The sequence below is a fragment of the Colwellia sp. 1_MG-2023 genome, from assembly GCF_030546755.1.
Lineage (GTDB): Bacteria > Pseudomonadota > Gammaproteobacteria > Enterobacterales > Alteromonadaceae > Thalassotalea_H.
Map to the genome: position 1 here is coordinate 200,712 of NZ_JAUOPE010000002.1, position 21,125 is coordinate 221,836.

Annotated in this window: 20 protein-coding genes; 2 read left to right on the forward strand and 18 right to left on the reverse strand. The window is 37.1% G+C overall.

Going from position 1 to position 21,125, the window contains the following annotated elements; all coding sequences use genetic code 11:
• Positions 1-4: 4 nt before the first annotated feature.
• The 8 genes from Q4493_RS03020 to Q4493_RS03055 are packed head-to-tail and all read right to left on the reverse strand — an operon-like array spanning position 5 to position 8,107.
• A complete protein-coding gene (locus Q4493_RS03020) occupies positions 5-1,720 on the reverse strand; it encodes a GspE/PulE family protein (RefSeq protein WP_303449304.1) in 1,716 nt (571 codons plus the stop codon).
• A gap of 4 nt (positions 1,721-1,724) precedes the next feature.
• A complete protein-coding gene (locus Q4493_RS03025; protein ID WP_303449306.1) occupies positions 1,725-2,930 on the reverse strand; it encodes a lipopolysaccharide assembly protein LapB in 1,206 nt (401 codons plus the stop codon).
• Positions 2,927-3,829: an ExeA family protein gene (locus Q4493_RS03030; RefSeq protein WP_303449308.1), complete on the reverse strand. Its 903-nt coding sequence runs from the start codon at positions 3,827-3,829 to the stop codon at positions 2,927-2,929. Before Q4493_RS03030 ends, Q4493_RS03025 begins: the two co-directional genes overlap by 4 nt.
• A 59-nt stretch (positions 3,830-3,888) precedes the next feature.
• A complete protein-coding gene (gene mshL, locus Q4493_RS03035) occupies positions 3,889-5,577 on the reverse strand; it encodes a pilus (MSHA type) biogenesis protein MshL (RefSeq protein ID WP_303449310.1) in 1,689 nt (562 codons plus the stop codon).
• Positions 5,578-5,591: 14 nt separating this feature from the next.
• Positions 5,592-5,909 (reverse strand): hypothetical protein, encoded by a 318-nt coding sequence (locus Q4493_RS03040; protein WP_303449311.1) that lies wholly within the window; start codon positions 5,907-5,909, stop codon positions 5,592-5,594.
• The gene (locus Q4493_RS03045; RefSeq protein WP_303449312.1) at positions 5,902-6,594 is read right to left on the reverse strand and encodes a hypothetical protein; all 693 of its coding nucleotides are present in this window, start codon (positions 6,592-6,594) and stop codon (positions 5,902-5,904) included. Before Q4493_RS03045 ends, Q4493_RS03040 begins: the two co-directional genes overlap by 8 nt.
• Positions 6,594-7,202: a PilN domain-containing protein gene (locus Q4493_RS03050; RefSeq protein WP_303449314.1), complete on the reverse strand. Its 609-nt coding sequence runs from the start codon at positions 7,200-7,202 to the stop codon at positions 6,594-6,596. Before Q4493_RS03050 ends, Q4493_RS03045 begins: the two co-directional genes overlap by 1 nt.
• Positions 7,202-8,107 carry a hypothetical protein gene (locus Q4493_RS03055; protein WP_303449316.1) on the reverse strand — a complete coding sequence of 302 codons (906 nt, stop codon included), beginning with the start codon at positions 8,105-8,107 and terminating at the stop codon, positions 7,202-7,204. The genes Q4493_RS03050 and Q4493_RS03055 overlap by 1 nt, the downstream gene beginning before the upstream one ends.
• A 121-nt stretch (positions 8,108-8,228) precedes the next feature.
• On the opposite strand from Q4493_RS03055, the gene Q4493_RS03060 reads away from it, so the two are divergent.
• Positions 8,229-9,176 carry a 1-aminocyclopropane-1-carboxylate deaminase/D-cysteine desulfhydrase gene (locus Q4493_RS03060; protein WP_303449318.1) on the forward strand — a complete coding sequence of 316 codons (948 nt, stop codon included), beginning with the start codon at positions 8,229-8,231 and terminating at the stop codon, positions 9,174-9,176.
• Here the strand turns inward: Q4493_RS03060 and Q4493_RS03065 are convergent.
• The 9 genes from Q4493_RS03065 to Q4493_RS03105 all read right to left on the reverse strand — a co-directional run bounded on the left by Q4493_RS03065 (position 9,130) and on the right by Q4493_RS03105 (position 18,023).
• The gene (locus Q4493_RS03065; RefSeq protein WP_303449320.1) at positions 9,130-10,782 is read right to left on the reverse strand and encodes an EAL domain-containing protein; all 1,653 of its coding nucleotides are present in this window, start codon (positions 10,780-10,782) and stop codon (positions 9,130-9,132) included. The genes Q4493_RS03060 and Q4493_RS03065 overlap by 47 nt on opposite strands.
• Positions 10,783-11,003: 221 nt before the next feature.
• Positions 11,004-11,456: a 50S ribosomal protein L9 gene (gene rplI, locus Q4493_RS03070; protein WP_303449322.1), complete on the reverse strand. Its 453-nt coding sequence runs from the start codon at positions 11,454-11,456 to the stop codon at positions 11,004-11,006.
• A 20-nt stretch (positions 11,457-11,476) separates the two neighbouring features.
• Entirely contained in the window at positions 11,477-11,704 is a 228-nt protein-coding gene (rpsR, locus tag Q4493_RS03075) for a 30S ribosomal protein S18 (protein WP_070375547.1), read from the reverse strand.
• Positions 11,705-11,762: 58 nt separating this feature from the next.
• Positions 11,763-12,083: a primosomal replication protein N gene (gene priB, locus Q4493_RS03080; protein WP_303449327.1), complete on the reverse strand. Its 321-nt coding sequence runs from the start codon at positions 12,081-12,083 to the stop codon at positions 11,763-11,765.
• Between the two features lie 39 nt (positions 12,084-12,122).
• Positions 12,123-12,545, reverse strand: coding sequence for a 30S ribosomal protein S6 (rpsF, locus tag Q4493_RS03085; protein ID WP_303449329.1), 423 nt, complete (start codon positions 12,543-12,545; stop codon positions 12,123-12,125).
• Positions 12,546-12,681: 136 nt separating this feature from the next.
• Complete coding sequence (locus tag Q4493_RS03090; RefSeq protein ID WP_303449331.1) at positions 12,682-13,815, reverse strand: ABC transporter substrate-binding protein; 1,134 nt, start codon at positions 13,813-13,815, stop codon at positions 12,682-12,684.
• A gap of 218 nt (positions 13,816-14,033) precedes the next feature.
• The gene (rlmB, locus tag Q4493_RS03095; protein WP_303449333.1) at positions 14,034-14,789 is read right to left on the reverse strand and encodes a 23S rRNA (guanosine(2251)-2'-O)-methyltransferase RlmB; all 756 of its coding nucleotides are present in this window, start codon (positions 14,787-14,789) and stop codon (positions 14,034-14,036) included.
• A 117-nt stretch (positions 14,790-14,906) separates the two neighbouring features.
• The gene (gene rnr / locus Q4493_RS03100; protein WP_303449568.1) at positions 14,907-17,348 is read right to left on the reverse strand and encodes a ribonuclease R; all 2,442 of its coding nucleotides are present in this window, start codon (positions 17,346-17,348) and stop codon (positions 14,907-14,909) included.
• A gap of 57 nt (positions 17,349-17,405) precedes the next feature.
• Complete coding sequence (locus Q4493_RS03105; RefSeq protein WP_303449334.1) at positions 17,406-18,023, reverse strand: tetratricopeptide repeat protein; 618 nt, start codon at positions 18,021-18,023, stop codon at positions 17,406-17,408.
• 301 nt (positions 18,024-18,324) lie between these two features.
• Between Q4493_RS03105 and Q4493_RS03110 the strand changes: the two genes are divergently transcribed.
• Positions 18,325-19,485, forward strand: coding sequence for an HD-GYP domain-containing protein (locus tag Q4493_RS03110; RefSeq protein WP_303449336.1), 1,161 nt, complete (start codon positions 18,325-18,327; stop codon positions 19,483-19,485).
• 69 nt (positions 19,486-19,554) lie between these two features.
• Here the strand turns inward: Q4493_RS03110 and Q4493_RS03115 are convergent, their stop codons facing one another.
• Complete coding sequence (locus Q4493_RS03115; protein ID WP_303449337.1) at positions 19,555-20,961, reverse strand: M20/M25/M40 family metallo-hydrolase; 1,407 nt, start codon at positions 20,959-20,961, stop codon at positions 19,555-19,557.
• Between the last annotated feature and the right edge of the window lie 164 nt (positions 20,962-21,125).

Consider the following 21,125-nt stretch of genomic DNA (forward strand, 5'->3'; position numbering starts at 1 on the left):
TTATTTACTCTTTCACATCTATTATTTCTACGAGGCGAAGGACTTCTTCAACCGTTGTGATACCTTGAGTTGCATAGTTAAACGCCGCAACCGCTAAAGGAGTAAAGCTTGGGTTTGCTTTTGATAATTCAGTAAAGCTTTCTGCATCTTCACGTTTCAATGCAGCCATCATTGGCTCATTCATTTCTAATAATTCAAAAACACCAATACGACCTTTATAACCGGTATATTGACAAGTTTGACAACCTTTACCTTGTTTAAAAGTGGCACCATTAGCTTTGTCTCCTGCTAAATGGGTTAACCATAATTTTTCTTGGCTGCTCGGTTGATATTCTTCCTGGCATTTATCACAAACTTTTCGTACTAGTCGCTGTGCGATAACCGCCCGTAAAGAGCTACCTACGAGAAAGCCTGCTGCGCCCATATCCATTAAACGTAATGCACTGGTGATAGCATCGTTAGTATGTAAGGTAGATAACACCAAGTGACCCGTTAATGCTCCCCGTAAGCCTATTTCAACAGTTTCATGATCACGCATCTCACCAACCATAAGAATATCAGGATCTTGTCGTAATGCTGTTCTTAATACTCCAGAGAAAGTTAGGTTAATTTTACTATTAACTTGCACTTGATTGACTCGTGGTAAACGATATTCCACCGGATCTTCAACAGTAATAATTTTTTTGCTTGATTGGTTTAATTCACTCAATGCCCCGTAAAGCGTAGTTGTTTTACCACTACCCGTTGGCCCTGTAACGAGGATCATACCATGAGGACGCGAAATTTGATGCCGTACTCTAGCCACGATATCAGCTGGCATGCCGGTTTCATCAAGCGATAATAAGCCTGCTGATTGGTCAAGCAAGCGCATAACTACTGACTCACCATGCTGAACGGGCATAGTTGACATACGCACATCAATTGAATGGCCCTTGATCTGCAAATTAAAACGTCCGTCTTGAGGAAGACGCTTTTCTGAAATGTCTAAACCTGCCATCAGTTTTAAACGCAAAACCATCGCTGAGGCTATTTTATTTTCTTTTAAAACGTTTTCTTGTAAGACACCATCAATACGTTGACGAATACGTAATAAATGCTCATCAGGCTCAATATGAATATCAGATGCGCGCATTTGTACTGCGTCTTCAAACACTGATTGCAGTAACTTACCTACCGTTGCATCACCACCTTCATCAACAAAAGAAGTACTTAAATCAAAATCAGTGGTTTGTTCGTACTCTTCTTCTAACTGACTAGCAAATGACTCGATATCAGCCGTACGACGATATAAGCCATCAAAGGCGTCATACAATTGCGATTCCATCACCACGGCAAGTTTTAACGCTTTAGGCGATAACATTTGTTCAAGTTGATCAAGACCACTTAAATCAGCGGGATCACTCATGCCTAACAGAACTGCATCACCTTGATCTTCAATAATAACAGCGCGTAAGCGACGCGCATGCACTTCAGGTAAAAGCTTCGCCACGGCAGGGTCAATCCTACGTTGGCTTATATCTAAAAATGGTACATCCAATTGCTGCGCTAAAAATTCTAATAATTGACGTTCTGCAATATGACCCAATTCAATCAAGGTATCACCGAGTTTTCTACCCGTTGATTTTTGACTGTTTAACGCTTGCATTAATTGTTCATTGGTAATGATATGTTCATGTACCAATAAATCACCTAGCCGCATTTTTAATTTAGGGGCTGCCATTTAATTATTCTCCTAACTCTTGAACTCGCTGAACAGCAAATTGTCGAGCATTGTCAGAAAGATCATTTTTATTTATCGCTTGACCATAAGCACGTTTTGCTTGTTCAAAATTACTATCACTATCGTACGCAACCGCTAAACCAAGCCACCATCGCCCTGCATTTGGCTCTAATGTTGTTAATAACTGATAGGCTGTTATTGCTATGTTAAATTGTGATATTTGTTGGGCATGACTAGCAAGCAATGCTTGATATTCTACATTCTCAACAGCGGGTAATTCTTTTAAGGTGTTAACCGCCGCTGTCGTTTGCCCTTGATTTAAGTATATACGAGCTTTCATTAAACGAAATTCGCTATCTTGTGGGTATAGTTGAATACCTTGCGAGAGTAAATTAATGGCAGGTTGGTAAGATTGCCTACCAAACCATAACGCCGCCAATTTTTTCCGAGCAATTTGATGATCTGGTGACATTAGCAGAATATCTTCAAACAATTTTTCAGCTCTGGTTAACTTATTCTCAGCTAACGCTTGCTCGGCTTGATCAATTTTTTGCTGAGTTAATTCAGCAGCCGTTAATTGTTTGCGTGAAATGGTTAACTGCGGTTTCTCACTTTTGATGACTGTTTTTTCCGCTTCTTTTACTGGCAATGCATCAAGGTTAATATTTTCATTTTCTGTCGTTTTTGTATTTAACGCGGTTTGATGGTTCAAATTAGAAACGTTTTTAATTTCGTTATTGGAAACATTTTTTTCTATTAAATCATTTGGTTTTGTTAAATCATTTGGTTTTGTAATGCTGGTATTTGCCAAAGTAGTAATTGTTTGAGCATTTTCCTGCGCTTTATCTTCCTTAATTTCATCTTCGGCGGGTGACGTATCTTCTTCGTTGTTAACGGTTTCAATAAGCGTGTTAATTTTCTTACTTGCAGCATCAGTATTAAAGGCATTATCTACGCCTTCTACCAATTGTTGTGCGTGTTGATTTTGCTCATATGAATTATCGTTCAAGCTTTTTAACGATTTATTTTCATTATAAAGCTGCCACATAAAAATTCCGAGAATATTTAGCGCAATTACTATGATGACAATAATAGCGATTAACTTCCAAGGCATGCCTTGTTTTCTTATTGGCACAGCACTATTTTGCGAGTGTTGTTGCTCATTTTGGCGCTCATCCAAATCTTTTAGCATCTGATTAATGACACTCATTTCAATGCTCCATAATAATACGCCATAAAAATCACTACGCTGATCATTACGCAGAGACTAAATATTAGGGTTAACTTATAATCTGGCTGGTTGATAGCTTCGGTATCATGGCAGGCAATTTTTAAGTGTTTACTGGTCATTTGGTATTGTCCTTGCCCATAACTTAACATCAACATTTTATGACATAAAATATTCACCAATCTTGGTGTTCCCTTAGTCACTTTGGCTATTTTTTTACATAAACGGTGGTTGAATAAAGTAGCTCCTTTATAACCCGCCACTACCATTCTATGTTGAATATAACTTTCAACTTCATCGCTATCCATTGTCCGTAAGTTGTATGAAAAGGTAATACGTTGCTTTAATTGTCGAAACGCGGGCTCATTTAATCGATGATCTAATTCTGGCTGTGCGAATAACACCACTTGTAATAACTTTCTTGTTTCCGTTTCTAAATTCGTAAATAAACGAAGTGCCTCTAAACTTTCCGCAGGTAATGCTTGCGATTCATCTAAAATCAATACCACTGAATGGCCTTGACTATGTAGTTCAAGTAATCGTTGTTGAATACGTTGCGTTAATAACTGCACTGACATACGTTGCGCTTGCTTAACTCCCAACTCAACAGCAACGGCGCGCCTTAGTTCATCTGGCTTTAAATATGGATTGGGAATATAAGCAGTCACAAAATGCTCGGGTATTTCATTGAGCAGTTTTCGACACAGCAAAGTTTTGCCTGTGCCAACTTCACCAACCACTTTAATGAAACCTTCACCTGTTTTTAACGCTGTAGTTAAGACAGCCAACGCTTCGTTATGCGGTTCAAGACCTAAATAAAAGTTAGTATTTGGCGTTAAAGTAAAAGGTAATTCTTTTAAACCAAAGTGATATAAATACATAACTTACTTAGCCGATTAAGACACGATTATTGTCAAAAATTAGTGCGTTGAACCCTACTTTATTCTTCGATTTGATCTTCTTCTGGAAACCATTCTTTTAATAATGCTCGCGCATCTTTTAATTGATCTTTCCATGTGTTTTGCCCAATGACGATTGGCTTTAACATAATAATCAATTCTTTTTTCTGCATGGTTTGATTTTTACTCTTAAACAGTTCACCAACTAAAGGAATGTCTCCAAGTAACGGCGTTTTAGATTCTAAATCCACTTTTCTTGTTTCAATTAAACCACCAATGACGACAATCTCGCCAGAGTTTGCTCGAATAATAGTATCAGACTCTCGTACGCTACTTTGCGCCAGTGGCAAGGTAAAGTCTTCACTCCCTAAACGAATAGTTTTTGATTGTTCATCGGTTAATGTTACCGACGGATGAATATGTAAAATCACTTCGCCATGTTCGTCTATTTGTGGCGTTACGTCCAAAGCAATACCTGAAAAGAATGGCGTTAACTGCACTTCTGGAGTAGTGGTGGTAGCTGTTCCTGTCGTTGTAGTATTAGAAACTTCAGTGACAAAATATTCGTCTTCACCTACTTTAATTACCGCTTTTTGGTTATTAGTTGCCGTAATTCTTGGGCTAGAAAGTACTTGAACATTGCCTTGCGTTTGCAGTAGTTCAATCACGCCTGAAAAATCTGAATTAATAAAGCTCAATGCTGTTGTACCGCCAATGGCAGAAGAAATAACATTATTGGCAATGTTTCCAGTCGTTGAAAAAGTCAGATCTGTACTCGACGCATGACCTAACACTTGATCCCATTTCACCCCTTGTTGATAATCATCGTTCAGGGTAACTTCCATAATTTTTGCTTCGATAATCACTTGTCGACGTAAATGATTTTGTGTGTCATTAATAAACTTTTTAACCGAAGCAATTTCGCTAGGTAATGCTCGCACTGTAATTAAACCGGCTTGTGGAGAAACAATCACCGAACGCCCGTCTTGATCACCTACTAAAGACGTTAACGTTTCTTTTAATTCGGTCCAAAAATCAGATTCGTTTTCAGTGTAAATATTGATACCACTGCTGCCATTTTGATTATTTTGACCGTTCTGGTTATTACCGTTACTACTATTATTGGAACGGTTATTATTATTTCGATTGTTATTATTATTGCCGTTGCTTCCACCATTATTTGGATCATTTTCTGACACGCCACCAGAATTAATACTAGTACTTGACGTACCAAAGCGTTTAACAAACAAATAATTTAATGGAATAGTTTCGGTACGAATACCTGCTGGATATACCTTGATAACATTGCCTTGTTTTTGCACGTCATAGCCATAAAGACTAGCAATTACATCAAGAGCTTCATCTAAAGTGACATCTTTTAAATTTAACGTAATAGTACCCGCAACATCAGGATGAACCGCGACACTGTATTTTGAATCTTGAACAAGGGCAGCAAAAAAAGCTTGAGCATCAACTTGGCTAGCGGCAATTTCTAAACGTTTTTCGGCAAGTAATCCTTGACGTGCTTGCGTCATACTTTGCTTCATTAACTCTTGCTGCACCGAAGAAGGTACGGTCGATAAAGGTTTAGGAGCTTTGCTTTTGCTAGCTTGTGCAATTGCATCGTCTAATTCAGCTTTGACATGTGTTGGTTGTGACGGCACCGTTTGACAACCAAGCAAGAAAACTAACAAAGATGTTATATAAAAACTTTTTGAAGGCGTATGCATAATTATTTTTCTTTTCATTTTGATTTAGCCACTACAGATGAAAACATTGATAGCTTAATATTTTTTTCTGGTGAAGATAACAGCACATCATGTTTTGTTATCTCAGATAAAGTATATTGACGTATTTGATCACCTAAAGATAAAAGTTGACCATTGATGACCACGCTTTTTTGTCCATCATTTTCAACAATGGTTTGTAACACTAAGGCATTTTTATTCACTACGCTAGCAACTGAACCTAGATTAAAATTTAACGGTTTAGTTGGGTCAACAGACTCAGCGTTAACACTAACAGAAGTGATACATAAAAACAGTAATAAGCATTTATACACCAATAAACTCCTTCTGAGTGCTTAAACTATACATTTCAATAGTCAGTTCGCTATTGGGGTACTCGATAAGTTGATAATCAAACTCTTGCCAAAAAAAGGTCCATTGCATATTTTCTAACTGGCTCAAATAATCCCGTAATTTAAAATAACTACCTTTCAGTTTCAGTTTTATACCATGTTTATATAATGTAAGTGACTGCTCACCATCATTATTTATCTCACTCTCAAGCTTATTTTCATGATTAGGTGATGTTTCCGTAGCCACAGGTTGAGCAGCTATGACTTCAAAAGATAACAGAGCGACCGATGATTGAGTTTTTAATAAATCAATAAGCGCGTAACGCATTTGCACTGGATTAATTAAATCAGACGTCAACAAAAGTAATTCACTATCTACTGATGATAATTTTTTTTCGTATTGTGCAATTTGTTTTTGAATGGCTTCATTAGGATCTTTTGCTAAAGACTGCTCAAGTATATTTATTGTCGTTTGAGCCGTTTGATTACTGTTGTTAATTTGTTTAGTTTGATGAGCAAGGGAATTACTCTCGACTAGTTTTTCATCAATAAACACAGTAAAAAAGATAAAAATTATTGCAACCAAACCAGTTAGCAACACTAAATACTGTTCTCTTGTAGAGATGTTTAAATATTTCTCTGAATAATCTTGCCATAATGCTTTCATTATTGACCTCCTGATTGTTCAGATAAACGTTGAGAGCTCACAGTAAACTGAGTCACCGCCTCTTCATTTTCACTCAAACTAAAATGCTTAAATGATTGTCCTGATAAGAATGTCGCGTTATCAAAAGCCGCTAACCACGTGGGAACCGCTTCAGGTTTTCTGGCAATTCCTGAAAACGTCATATGACTTTTGTTCATATGAACTTTTTGTAAACTGACATCTTGATGATGAAGTTCAGATAATTCAGTCATGGCTTTTGAAAAACCTGCAGAATAAGTACTATTAGTATCAGTTAATTGTTTATGAAGATTTGTTTTATTCACGAACAGCAATTTAACTGTTGCTAATTTTTCTTGTAGAAGTGGATCTGCCCTATTTTGGCTTACTTGTATTTCTAAATCGGCCTGCAAGGCTTCATATTTTTGTTTCTGCTCATTCGCTTGATTAAATTCATGAGTGCGTTGAGTTAATTGAAAGTTGCTATAGAACATCCAACCTAACATCAAAACAAATGCAATAGCCCATACACTTACTACACGCTTTAAGGTCCAAAGCGGTTTCTCGGGCATTAATTCTGCTTGCAATAAATTAATTGATAACTTTCTCATTACGCACTTTTCTCCATGTCATTTAACATGGTGGCACCAATACAGGCAGCATACTCTCTATGCTCACTATACCCTTCTGGCATAGTAAATAAATTCACCGGTACATTGGTGTTTTCTGCAAGTTTTCGTGCTAAAAAGGCTTCATGAACCATTGGCACCAATACTTCTATACTGCGAATCGGTGCTTGTTTTAATTGTCTTTCAAAGTAATCAGTTGAACGTTGAATTTCTAAACTCAAGGAATCAATAACACCCATATTAAGTTCATCTTCTGATTTACTCGCAATGGTCGCCATACCACGTAGTCGACGCTGAAAACATAATTCTTTATTTTTAACGATGATCAATAATATTTCTTCGTTTGGCTGCTGACATACCATTAAACGAGCATCATCTTCAACCGGGCACAAACTTGCAAAAGCAAACTCTTCCACGGTAATTCTATTAATTTGGCAATTATCTTGATGAATATTTTCAACTAAAGGCAACAACTCACTTTTAGCGGCACAAACAACATTAATTTTTTCAAGGCCGCCGCCCATCACTGGTCCATCATAATAATCAACAATCATATCTTCTGGCGCAATCGACACTAGATCTTTTATCTGCCATTTAATAGCCGCATTGATTTCTTCATCAGGTACTTTCGGCTTATCAACTTGAACTAATTGGTTCTGTTTTGCTGATAAAACAAGGTTACACTGCCCTACTAAATTGATTTTCGCTTTTGATTGCTTAAATGCAGCAACATATCGATCATCAACAACCCCTGAACGATGAAATTCAGCTTGTTGATTTTTTTCAAGGGAGCAAAAGGCTATAGTTTGCTGTTGCAAACAGACACCGAGTAAACCTGAAGGTTCCGGTGATGAAAATAGTTGATTTATCCGTGCGATTATTGACATTTATCGATATTATTATGCTTTAAAAACAAATTGTCGTTAAATTCATTATCCCTGATTAGCCGTTATGCGCAAGTTTTTTAAAGTAAAAAAACCGATTAATTAAATAAAATCATTAGCTTTCATGTCAAATTTATCAGAATTACAAACATTACAGCACCCACTTTTTGAGCAATATCAGCTGCATGTTCAGATAAAGCGTGATGATTTAATTGATCCAATTATTTCGGGTAATAAATGGCGAAAGCTAAAATACAATTTAAAACACGTTAAAGAAAATGGATATAAAGGCATCATCTCATTCGGTGGTGCTTATTCAAATCATATACATGCACTCGCCTTTGCTTGTAAACAACACGATCTTCTCGCCATAGGGGTTATTCGAGGAGAAGCTCATTTTGCCGAAAACTTTACGCTGTCAAAAGCTAAACAATGGGGCATGGCATTAAAATTTGTTGATCGAATCACTTATCGAAAACGTGATACGGTTGAATATTTACAACAATTATCACAGCAATACCCTGGCTATTTCATTGTTCCTGAAGGCGGAAGTAATACATTAGCGCTTAAAGGCGTTGCAGAAATCTGTCATGAATTAAATCAACAAACACACTATGATACTTTACTGACCCCAGTAGGAAGTGCCGGTACCCTATCAGGGTTAATTGCAGGTGATAATAATCAGCATAAAATTCTTGGTATTGCGGTGTTAAAGCAAACAGATTACTTAGCAAACGAAGTACGGGCATTACTTAACGATAAAGTAGATAGGTTATTTAATAATTGGCAAATACTCAATGACTATCATGACGGCGGCTACGCTAAATTTAGCCCTGAAAGCTTAAAAAAATTACAAGATTTTTCAGCGATTACAGGAGTTCCCTTCGAACCTATTTATTCGGGTAAAATGATCTTAGCGCTACTAGACTTAATCACAATAAATTATTTTCCACCACGCCATAAAATTGTGCTGTTACATACTGGCGGTTTACAAGGGTTAGGTGGGTTAATTGAACAAAAGAAACTTAAGGCAAGTGAATGGCCTTTGCCACTTGCGCAACAGGCTCAGTAAAGTAGTGCCCTTGACCACCGTCAACACCTAATCGCTTTAACGTCTGCCATTCATCTAAATTTTCAACCCCTAAAGCATAGACATTAACCTTTTGCACATCACAAATTGCCTTTAAGCTTTGAATGAATATTTGATTCTCTGTTTTCCGATGAATATTTAGGACAATACTTCGATGCAATTTTATACTGAAAATGGGACAAATACTGAGATATTGAGCACTTACCACATACTGACCAACTTTATCGGCGATGAGTTTAATGCCTAACTGATGAAGCATAGCTAATGGCTTTTGTAGTTTTTCAAGATGGTTCACTAAATGATATTCACTGATCTCAATGATCAACTTTTCATGAATACCGGGATAATCTTGTAAAACAGCTATAAACTCTTTAAGAAAAACATCTGACAATAATGACTCAATCGATAAGTTTAAACTGCATTGATCTTTTTGTTGATTATCATAGCTTAATAATCGGCAAATTTGTTTAAACACTAACAAGTCGATCTGTTGAATCAAACCACACTTTTTCGCCATCGGCAAAAATACTCTAGCGCTGATTAAACTACCGTCGGCATCTCTAATTTTAGTCAAGATTTCATGATGTAATATCCGTTCGTCATTCACAGAAATAACCGGTTGAAAAAAGATAACTAACGCATTTTTAGCAATAACATGATTTAAAAAAGTACGCCACTTGAGCGAACCTTTGGCACTGGCATGTTCCACTTCCCCCGGATCATACATAAACCATTGTGATGGTCCTTGTAATTGCGCAGAACGTAATGCCATATCGGCTTCAGATTTTACTTGATATGAATTTTCTGCTTGAGAAAAATAACTCACGCCGATATGAATAAATTCATCTTTATTCATTCCAACAGGCAATGCGATTGCACACAAAGAGTTTAATAATTTATCAGCTAACTTTTCTGCATCATTGAAAAATATATCAGGAACAATAATGGCAAGTTCCGAATCATCTCGTCGAGCAATAAAGTAGTTAGGTAAAGCGGTCAAACGGGATTTTATTGTTTGAATTAAATTATCCAACAACACTGATGATTGTTGCTCACCAAACAAAGCATGTACTAAATCAAAGTCTTTAAACTGAATAAAATAAACAGCGCCTTGACAGTCTTCTTCTTTTAACAAGGCATCAAGTCGATTATTAAAAAATTCGCTATTGCCTACGCCGGTATCTTTATCAAGCAGCGCATTACTTCTTAATACCTTATCAAGATGAGTATCGCTGTTTTTTGCTATTAATAATTGTTGATTTAATGTCAAAATGGTTTGGCTTAAATTATCGTCATTATGAGGTATTACTTGAATTTCACCACAAATTCTCGATAAATCTGCCCATTTTTCTAATGCAGTAATATGCTTAAGTTGCTGCTGTAACATTTTTTGAAAGTAATAGTTGATCAAATGTAAAACCGCTAACAGCATGATAGAAACAATGCAGACCATGTTATTCCATGCGCTCGGGCCTTCGATAAAATAATTGATAAAAACAAATAAAAGCGCACAGATGATCAAACTTATCGACACATGTCGAACAAGCCGATGAAAAGCATTAGCAGTATTTTGAAACGTATTTGACATATCAATCATTAAAAATTCAAGTTACCAGCAAGTGTAGTCAATAATGAATAAAGTACGCATTTTTATGCCTAATGATTTGTATCTGGATATTTATCGCGCGATAAGTAATGAAACGAATCGTTTGATTAAACTGTATTAACTATAAAAAAACACCGCAAAGGATAACTCCCGTGCGGTGTTTAATAACTTAATTTAATTAACTTTTAATAAAGAAAAATAAATTAAGCTTCAGCGATAACAATCACTTTGATGCTAGTATCAACATCGTTGTGTAAGTGAAGAACGATATCGTACTCACCTACTTCACGAATTGTACCTAAAGGCATACGTACTTGAGCTTTAGCAATTTCAACGCCAGCTTCAGTAATCGCATCAGCAATATCTTTAGTACCGATAGAACCGAATAATTTACCTTCTTCACCAGCTGATGAAGCGATAGTAACTTCTGCTAATTCAACGATTTTCGCTGCTTTAGCTTCTGCTGCACTTAATACTTCAGCTAATTTCTTCTCTAATTCAGCACGACGAGCTTCAAAGTGCTCAACGTTTGCTTTAGAGGCAAAAACAGCTTTACCTTGTGGTAATAAAAAGTTACGAGCATAACCAGACTTAACAGTTACCTTGTCACCAAGGCCGCCTAATTTGGCGATTTTATCAAGAAGAATTACTTCCATTTTCAAAACCCCTTATTAGGTTACTTATGTAAATCAGTATATGGTAACAATGCTAAGTAACGAGCACGCTTGATCGCACGACCAAGTTGACGTTGATATTTAGCAGCTGTACCAGTAATACGGCTAGGAACGATTTTACCACTTTCAGTGATATAGTTTTTCAGCGTAGCAATATCTTTATAATCGATAGAGGTAGCGCCTTCCGCTGTGAAGCGGCAAAATTTACGACGTCTAAAAAAACGAGACATGGATTTCTCCTAATATTCGATGTTATTTTTTAGCAAACATACGCTAAATAATAATCACCTAATTAATCATTTCAATATGCTGAGCATGTAAGACCAAAAGCGGATTACCGTTTCTGGATTCATGACGATTAATAAAACCCGTCACTTTTAATTTACTGCCCGCTATTAAATCACGAGTTAAGTGTTGTGACATTTCACCAGTTGCCACTACTTGTATTCTGACAAAAGCTTGTCTATTCATGCCGGCTTCATTTTGTATGGACTTATGGTCCATTGAAAACTGACAATGTTGAATACCTGCAGGGCTAGTTGATAATTTAGGTGGCTTAACCACTTCTCCTACCAACACGAGGCAATTCTCTAAATTAGTATTTTCCATAACAGAAGCTGCTAACATTGAGAGATTGTCACGACCAGCTTATTCTTCGCTCGCAGCTTCTTCTTGTGCTTCTTCAGCCGGAGCTTCTGAAACAGCTGGCGCAACTTCTTGCTTAACTTCGCGGCGATCGTCGCGACGTTCTTCTTTAGCACTTGCCATAGCTGATGCTTCAGTTACTGCGTTTTTAGTACGCATGATCATGTTACGAATAACAACATCGTTGTAACGGAAAGAAGTTTCTAACTCATCAATAACTGACTGTGGCGCTTCAATGTTTAATAAAACATAGTGTGCTTTGTGAAGTTTATTGATTGGGTATGCTAATTGACGACGACCCCAGTCTTCTAGACGGTGGATTTTGCCTTCAGCAGCATTGATCAAATCTGTGTAGCGCTGGATCATACCAGGTACTTGTTCACTCTGATCAGGGTGAACCATAAATACGATTTCGTAATGACGCATTACGAGCTCCTTACGGTTGTAGCCTCATTATCTGGCTCAGCCAACACCAGTTGAGGCAAGGAACAAAAAAGTTCAGGCTGAATTAAGGTCGCGTAGTGTAGGTAAATTAACCAATAAAGGCAAGCTTTTAATCGCGTTATTGGCTATTAATTGTTGAAGTAAAGAAATTGAGGAAAATACTGGAAAGCCCTTGATGGGCATTGTCTTTAAATGAAATTGATAAACCTTTTTGGTTATACTCAAAATTTGCCATATTTTCGAGGAAGCAACTCTGGCTCAACGCAATACCGCATAGTTTAGCAACTTCAACAAAAACAAAAGCATTCAGGTACCCTTCAAAAAGTATTTGATCGACCTCTTCAATTCCTTGTGCTCTCATATCCTGTTTAAATTGCAAACAAATATCATCATAACAAGCATTCGGATCTGGCATCACTTCTGTCACTAACACATTACTCGCTTGATTGAGACGCTGAAACAAATCATGACTAGAAATGAATGAAACAGAGGTAAAAAAAGGCGTGAAATTTTGTTGATAAGCAGAGTTAATTAATTGAGCAAATGGTTCATAAGTACCAACAAAAGCCACTGCTTGAACATTTTTAGCCTTAAGAATACTTAATGCTAAGTCAATTTCATTGGTATTTCGACGATATCTTGTGGTAACAGTGGGTTTAAGACCTCTGTCTTTTAGCGCCATTAAATAGCCTTTTTCTACAGCAGTACCAAATTCATCAGCTTGAATTAATAAACCAATATTCGTTATTTTTTTAGAGTCCACCAAGTAATTTATTTGCTGCTCTGTTTCTTGATAATAACTGGCGCGTAAGTGAAAAATATTACCAATAGCAGGGGTACGTAAAAATTCAGCACCTGTAAAAGGCATCAAAAAAGGCGTTTCGCTATCGCTTATTAAATTTAATATCGCGTGGGTTGTAGGAGTGCCAACATAATTAAAAAAAGCAAAAATGTCATTTCTGGCTAAAAATTTCTGCGTATTCTTTAACGTTTTGAAAGGTTCGTAACCATCATCTAAATGTTCAATTTTAATGGTTTTACCGGCAACTCCACCTTCAAGATTGACTCGACTGAAGTATGCATTTGCACCTTGATTTAAACGGATTCCAAGTTGTGAGGTAGGACCTGAAGTGGCATTAGAAACGGCTAATTTAATAACTTGCTGATTATTAAGATTACCAACAGCATTACTGCTAACGCAAATGAATGCACAAAGAGTTAAACGCAGCAGAATAAAGTTTTTGTACAGCATGTATTGGCATCACAATCAGTTCAAAGGCATCCTTGAAAACTTAATATCCATAACAGCTAACAGCAAGCTTTTAAACTTTTTACCGTTTGCTTATTCTTTTTAGAATAGTCAATTTTTGCAATAATTGACATTTAAAATAACAATTACCTACATATATGCAATATTTGAACGTATCTAATGATATAGAATACATAAGCATATCAAGTGCTCAGCTAAATTTAATTGAGTCGTTGACGAACAATTTCAAACAAGCAAATCCCTGTTGCAACAGAAACATTTAAACTAGAAACACTCCCTGCCATGGGCAGTTTCACGAGTTGATCGCAATTTTCACGCGTTAACCGACGCATGCCTTTACCTTCGGCTCCCATTACAAGCGCCATTGGTCCAGATAGTTTAACATCGTATAAGCAGGTATCGGTTTCTCCTGCAGTACCTATTATCCATACACCCATTTGTTGTAAGTGCTTCATGCTTCTAGCAAGGTTTGTTACTTGCACAAGTGGAACGGTTTCTGCCGCACCTACGGCGACTTTTCGAACGGTACCTGTCAATCGCGCAGCATTATCTTTGGGGACTATAATCGCTTGTACACCCGCGGCATCGGCATTTCGTAAACAGGCTCCTAAGTTATGCGGATCAGTTACGCCATCTAAAATCAATAAAAAAGGCGGAGTCCCTTTTTTTTCTGCACCAGCAATAATGTCATCTAAATCAGCTTCAGTGAACGTTTTCCCTTGTTGAACACGAGCAACAACACCTTGATGCTGTTCGCCGTTTGATTTATCGTCCAACACCTTTCTACTCACCATTTGAGCAGGGATACCATATTTTCGTGATAAATTGATCATTGGCATTAACCGTTCATCGTCACGGCCTTTTAATAAAAACAATTCGATAAAACGTTCAGGTGAGCGCTTAATCAATTCGTTAACTGCATGAATACCAAATACTAATTCATCATTTTTTGCCATGTTTTTTCTCTTACTTACTATTATATTTTAATATTTCTTATTAACGTTCTTCGTTAAATAATGACGACTACAAGCAAATTTTATTCACGCTTTAGCTATAAAAATTTAGCCAAGTCTTTACTTAGTGGCTTTTCGAGCATTTTTACCCGGCCGTTTTTTTCTCGCTTTACGCTTTGCAGATTTTGATTTTTCAGGTTTATCTTTTTTCGGTTTTGCCTTTTTAGCACCACTTGCAGGTTTTGCATTGCCGCTTTTCTTGTCATTAAAACCTTTCGGTTTGCTTTTACCCGTATGTTTTCCTCTACCTTTTGGTAAAGGTTTAGCACGACTAATAACCGCATTCTCTCCTGATAATGCTAGATCAATTTTCTTTTCATCGAGATTAACCGCTGCAACTTGTACTTCTAATACATCACCGACATGAAATTTATTGCCGGTTTTCTCGCCTGATAAACACATGCGAACATCATCAAAATGATAAAAATCACGCCCTAACGAAGTGATGTGGACTAAACCTTCAATATGTAAGTCTGCTAAACGTACAAACAAGCCAAAATTAGTAACAGTTGAGATTACCCCAGTAAAAGTATCACCAACATGATCTTGCATAAATTCACACTTGAGCCAGTCTGAAACATCGCGAGTGGCATCATCAGCGCGCCGCTCTGTCATCGAGCAATGTTCGCCAAGTTCAATAACCGCCTCTTCTGCATAACTATAACAACCATCATTGGCTGCACTGTCTGCTTGGGTTTGCAAAATAGCTTTAATAACCCGATGAATCACTAAATCAGGATATCGTCGAATCGGAGAAGTAAAATGGCTATAAGATTCAAGTGCTAAACCAAAATGACCAATATTTTCACTTTGATATACCGCTTGGCGCATTGATCTTAGTAACATGGTTTGGATAAGTTCTTGATCAGGACGACCTTGCACTTGCGCCAAAATGTCACTGTAATCTTGTGGCGCCGGCAAACCATCTTCATTGTCAACACGCGGCATTTGCAAACCAAGTTCAGCTAAATAACTGACAAAATTATTAAACTTGTCTTCACTCGGTTTGTCATGAACGCGAAATAAGCCAGGCATTTTATACTTCTCAACAAATTTTGCAGTCGCAACATTAGCCAAAATCATACATTCTTCGATAATTTTGTGCGCATCATTACGGACCAGTGGCTCAATCGATTCAATTTTTTTATCTGCATTAAAAATAAAACGTGACTCTTCCGTTTCAAAAGCAATAGCACCACGGCTATTTCGTGCCGTAATTAGTGTGTGGTACATGGCATTTAAATTTTCTAAATCAGGTACTAATGCTTGATATTGGCTACGTAACGTTTCATCGCCCGTTGTTTCTGCATCCCCTAATATTGCCGCAACTTTTGTATAGGTAAAACGCGCATGAGAACGCATCACTGCAGGATAAAATTTACTTCCAGATAATTTACCGGCTTCACTAATGGTCATTTCACAAACCATACAAAGCCTATCGACATCAGGATTTAACGAACATAAACCATTAGAGAGTTTTTCTGGAAGCATTGGAATAACTTGGCTTGGAAAATAAACCGAGTTGCCTCGCGCCAGAGCTTCATCATCAAGTGCGGTACCTGGGCGAACATAATAACTAACATCAGCAATCGCTACCCACAATCGCCAACCACCTGATTTTTTCGGTTGACAATAAACAGCATCATCAAAATCACGTGCATCTTCCCCATCAATAGTCACTAAAGGAAGGTGTCGTAAATCAACACGTGGTAATTTCGCTTCGTCTTCCACTTCATCGGCAATGGTCGCAATTTCAGCTTCAACTTCAGGTGACCATTGATAAGGTAAGTCGTGCTCTCTTAGCGCTATTTCGATTTCCATACCAGGCGCCATATGATCACCCAACACTTCAATCACTTTTCCAACAGCATTATTTCTTTTAGATGGTCGTTGAACAACGTCAACAACAACCATTTGACCATGACGCGCTCCTAACCTTTCTTTAGGATCAATTAAGATATCTTGCTTAATACGTGCATCGTCTGGCACCACAAAACAAATATTATGTTCAAGAAAAAAACGACCAACAATACCTGCTTTCCGCGGTTTTATAATATCTGTTACTTTAATTTCTTGCCGACCTTTGCGATCCGCTCTATCAACTAAAATCGCTTCAACCACATCACCATGAAAAACCCGTTGCATTTCATGAGATGATATAAATAAGTCTTTAGGCTTTTTATCACCCGGTTTTGTATCGGGAGCAAAGAATCCGTAACCATCTCGATGGCCAATAACCGTACCGGTAAGTAGATGATTTTTAGGGGCGATAGCATACTGTTTAAATTTATTAAAAATTAATTGCCCTGCATTTTCCATCGCACGTAATCGACGCTTCAAACCGATAATATGCTCTTCGTCTTGATATTTTAACGTTTGACAAAGTGTTTTGAAATTTGGCGGAGTTGGTAGCTTTTCGATAATTGACAAGATCAATTCACGACTAGCCACAGGGTTATCGTACTTTTTTGCTTCGCGTTGTTGGTGTGGATCTTTAATAATACTAATACTTACTCAAGTGATTTGTTTATTATTATATCTTAGTTGTACCATTTGGTATTAATATTTTCCTTCTTTTGCTGCATTAACCACTCGTTCAGGCATTTTTTCAGCAAGCCCTGTCAATAAATGTGTGATTTTTTTATGTGTTTTTTTATCATCAGTCACGGAATGATGTAGTTGAGCATACAACTCAGGAAAATCTAACGGACTGCCTTCACCAGCATTATAAATTTCAGCGAGGCGAATTTGTGCCTTTAAATTATCAAGACTAGCCGCTTCTTTGAGGAAAATAATTGCCTGTCGAATATCTGGTTGCATAAACTTACCAACATGATAATACCGCCCTAACTGTTCTAACGCCTCAGGTAAACCTTGATCTGCTGATTCACGCATATAATGTAGGCCTAACGGCACATTTTTCTTTACGCAAACACCAAAGGCTAGCATATCTCCCCATAAAAATTGAAAAGCGGGTTTGTGTGAAATCACGGCTCGCGCTTCAATGTCTTGTACTAGTTGACATTCATCAACAACCATTTGACTTAAGTGTTTGTTTTCTTTAATCAAGTCAAGCAATACGTCATCAGTATAAATTTGCACAACATTTAATTTTGCGCCGTAAACATTGGGCATATAACTACAAAAAAATAACAATAACCCTAAAAAAATACGCATAAATTTACCTATTAAAAGCCCAGAGTAAGGATGAAGCAGCAAGTTAACTTTATATCGGCCAAACTTTACAAAAATCAAAAAAACTTTGAAAAAATGTTTCAATGAAGACAAAGTCTATTATGATTAAACTGATAGGATTTAATCTCAGATTAACTGCCGTTACAATAACAATGATTAAATAAAAGCAAAATTGATACCACATATAAAGTCGCTGAGCACAATAAATTAAGCAAGTGATAACGACAAGCTAACTTAATATGTATGGATTTGTTTAGATGGATTTAAGGTGTTACCCAGAAAAATGAAGAAAGAAGTTGAAATATCAGCACTACAAGTAGGTCATTATGTTGAGAAAATTGTTAAACAAGAACAGCAATTTACTCTAACGCAAGCAGGTCACATAAAAAGTGAACTTGTCATTAAGAATATGATCGCTAAAGGGGTACTGAGTGTATTAATTGATACAAATAAAACAATAAAACATCAAAAACCTATAACAAAAAACAATAACAGTTCGCCCATAATCATGGACGTTTATAAAGCGAAAGAATTATTTAACCAGTCGAAAGCTATTCAAAAGAAAATATTTTCAGATGCGCAAACGGGTAAACCTTTAGATTTAAGTCCTGTAGAACAAATAACAGATGAAACCATTACTGAAATATTTAAAAACCCTGATGCACTAGCCTGCGTTATAAACATCAGAAATACCGATGAATATCTTTTAGAACACTCTGTTTCTGTGTCGGTATTGATGACAATTTTTGCCCGTTTCCTCAAAATAGAAAAATCTATTGTCCAGCAATTATCAATCGGTGCTTTTTTGCATGATGTTGGCAAAATAATGGTTCCTGAAGCAATTCTCAATAAACCCGGAAAACTCACAGAAGATGAATTTGTCACCATGAAAACCCATGTAAATCACTCCATAGATATTATTGAAAACACTCCGGGAATTTCAGCACTAAGTTTAGAAGTTGCTGCTTTGCATCATGAAAAACTTGATGGGAATGGTTATCCATTTAATGTGGCAGGTAAAGATATTTCAACCTACGGAAGAATGATTTCTATCTGTGATATTTTTGACGCATTAACCGCAAATCGTTGTTATAAAAGTGGCTATAGTCATATTAAAGCATTCAATATTTTACGTAATCTGGCAGAAAGCAATCATTTAGATCAACGACTTGTTAATCTGTTTATCAAATGCATGGGAGTTTATCCGGTTGGTTCGCTTGTTGAATTAAACTCAAACAAAATTGCCATTGTTGAACAACGAAATCTTGAAGATCCTACCAATCCGAAAGTTCGTTCATTTTATAACTCAAAACAACATAACTATGTGATGACTGAAGATATTGATTTAGCAAAAAATAACGACTTTATCGTCAAAGGGGTCAGAGCCGATGACTTTGATCTAGATATGAACAAAATCATCGAATTCCTGTTAATGGAAGGCTGATCAGAAACTACAAACCCTTGTCACATTAACAAGGGATTTATCAACTTTTGTAACTCAAAATAAAGCAGCTTATTTAAATGAGCCCGGCCATTCTGCGGCAATATAAGTAAACACAGTCCAAACAGCCAAATTTTGACGCATATGTTCAGGGTTCACTTTATCAAATGTATCGTCAGGCGTATGGTGCAAATCAAAATAGTCACTGCCATCTTGCATTAAATTTAATGCTGGTACACCTAAAGCAGCCAATGGAATCATATCAGGACCTCCGCTTGTGTCACCTGAACGACGGCTAACGCCTAGTTTACCCATAATAGCAGCCATAGTATCAACAACATGTAATGCGTTAGCTGAAACATTTTTTGATGATTGCAGACCATATACCGGACCTGCACCAAAGTCTGATTCTGAACCAATAACATGATTAGCTATAGTGTCATCTTCTTGTCTTGCTTTGGCATAAGCACGAGCCCCAATTAAGCCCAACTCTTCAGCTCCCCAAAGAATGACACGAATGGTTCGTCGAGGAGTAATCTTGGCGTTATTCTTAATAAAAGCGCCAGTTGCCATAGCAATAGCAACACCAGCGCCGTCATCAACAGCACCGGTTCCTAAATCCCAACTATCTAAATGTCCGCCAATAACAACCACCTCATTCGGTAGTTCTCTACCCGTTATTTCACCGATAACATTTTTAGTAACAATAGGGCCTAAATCTTTCGTTTGAATATTCAAACGAATTTTCGGCGTATGACCAAATTCCATCAAACGAACTAATTGATCGGCATCAGGATTAGAAAGTGCTACCGCTGGTACTGCGGTATATCCCATAGCAACATTGGTTGCTCCTGTGTGAGGATTACGATGATCGTCTGTACCTATTGAACGTATTAATAGCGCCTCAGCTCCTTTTTTAGCGGCAAGTTCATGTCCTTTACTGCGCGCAATGTTTGCAGGACCATAACCCGCACCATTTTTAAACCTTTCCATACGGTTACTAATAAAAGCTATTTTTCCTTTTAAGCTTCCATCACCCGCTTTTTCAAGTTCCGCATAATTTTTAAAGTGTACAATTTCAGCTTCTAAACCACCTTTAGGTGTAGATTTTGAACGGCCAAGTGCCGTGATGACCATTTTTTGATAAGAAGGCACTAAAATTTCTGCCACTTCAACTTCACGTAGCCAACCATTCATTTTAACGTCTTCGGTGTATACTTTATCAAAGCCTAACGCCTTTAATTTTTGAATGCCCCATTCAATGCCGGCTTTTTCACCCGGGGTACCCGGATGTCGAGCCCCAACTTCAGTGGTTAAAGACTTTAAAATTTCATAAGCACTGTCATCATTAATGGCTTTATCGCGAAGGTTGATGGTAGCTTCCTTCGTTTCTGATGAAACAGGGATAATGCTGTTTTTAGCAAAAATAGGTGCTGTAAATACGCAAGCAGCAATAGCTGCAAGTTTAATCAATTTCATTGAAACTCCAATTTTGAGTATTTCTATATAAACAATTTTTTATTTTCAGCTTGAAGCTGAGTTTGTGGTCATAAGTATTCTATTTTCTCTACAAACCGACCAGTTAAATACATCGACTTCATAACTTAGTATAAATATTTAATCAAAGTGAATCTATCTAATTA

What these genes read in the sequence shown, in the direction of transcription:
- Q4493_RS03020 (WP_303449304.1), bottom strand. Translation starts at nt 1,720, where the DNA reads ATGGCAGCCCCTAAATTAAAAATGCGGCTAGGTGATTTATTGGTACAT.
- Q4493_RS03025 (WP_303449306.1), bottom strand. Translation starts at nt 2,930, where the DNA reads ATGAGTGTCATTAATCAGATGCTAAAAGATTTGGATGAGCGCCAAAAT.
- Q4493_RS03030 (WP_303449308.1), bottom strand. Translation starts at nt 3,829, where the DNA reads ATGTATTTATATCACTTTGGTTTAAAAGAATTACCTTTTACTTTAACG.
- mshL (WP_303449310.1), bottom strand. Translation starts at nt 5,577, where the DNA reads ATGCATACGCCTTCAAAAAGTTTTTATATAACATCTTTGTTAGTTTTC.
- Q4493_RS03045 (WP_303449312.1), bottom strand. Translation starts at nt 6,594, where the DNA reads ATGAAAGCATTATGGCAAGATTATTCAGAGAAATATTTAAACATCTCT.
- Q4493_RS03050 (WP_303449314.1), bottom strand. Translation starts at nt 7,202, where the DNA reads ATGAGAAAGTTATCAATTAATTTATTGCAAGCAGAATTAATGCCCGAG.
- Q4493_RS03055 (WP_303449316.1), bottom strand. Translation starts at nt 8,107, where the DNA reads ATGTCAATAATCGCACGGATAAATCAACTATTTTCATCACCGGAACCT.
- Q4493_RS03060 (WP_303449318.1), top strand. Translation starts at nt 8,229, where the DNA reads ATGTCAAATTTATCAGAATTACAAACATTACAGCACCCACTTTTTGAG.
- Q4493_RS03065 (WP_303449320.1), bottom strand. Translation starts at nt 10,782, where the DNA reads ATGTCAAATACGTTTCAAAATACTGCTAATGCTTTTCATCGGCTTGTT.
- rplI (WP_303449322.1), bottom strand. Translation starts at nt 11,456, where the DNA reads ATGGAAGTAATTCTTCTTGATAAAATCGCCAAATTAGGCGGCCTTGGT.
- rpsR (WP_070375547.1), bottom strand. Translation starts at nt 11,704, where the DNA reads ATGTCTCGTTTTTTTAGACGTCGTAAATTTTGCCGCTTCACAGCGGAA.
- priB (WP_303449327.1), bottom strand. Translation starts at nt 12,083, where the DNA reads ATGGAAAATACTAATTTAGAGAATTGCCTCGTGTTGGTAGGAGAAGTG.
- rpsF (WP_303449329.1), bottom strand. Translation starts at nt 12,545, where the DNA reads ATGCGTCATTACGAAATCGTATTTATGGTTCACCCTGATCAGAGTGAA.
- Q4493_RS03090 (WP_303449331.1), bottom strand. Translation starts at nt 13,815, where the DNA reads ATGCTGTACAAAAACTTTATTCTGCTGCGTTTAACTCTTTGTGCATTC.
- rlmB (WP_303449333.1), bottom strand. Translation starts at nt 14,789, where the DNA reads ATGGCAAAAAATGATGAATTAGTATTTGGTATTCATGCAGTTAACGAA.
- Q4493_RS03105 (WP_303449334.1), bottom strand. Translation starts at nt 18,023, where the DNA reads ATGCGTATTTTTTTAGGGTTATTGTTATTTTTTTGTAGTTATATGCCC.
- Q4493_RS03110 (WP_303449336.1), top strand. Translation starts at nt 18,325, where the DNA reads ATGAAGAAAGAAGTTGAAATATCAGCACTACAAGTAGGTCATTATGTT.
- Q4493_RS03115 (WP_303449337.1), bottom strand. Translation starts at nt 20,961, where the DNA reads ATGAAATTGATTAAACTTGCAGCTATTGCTGCTTGCGTATTTACAGCA.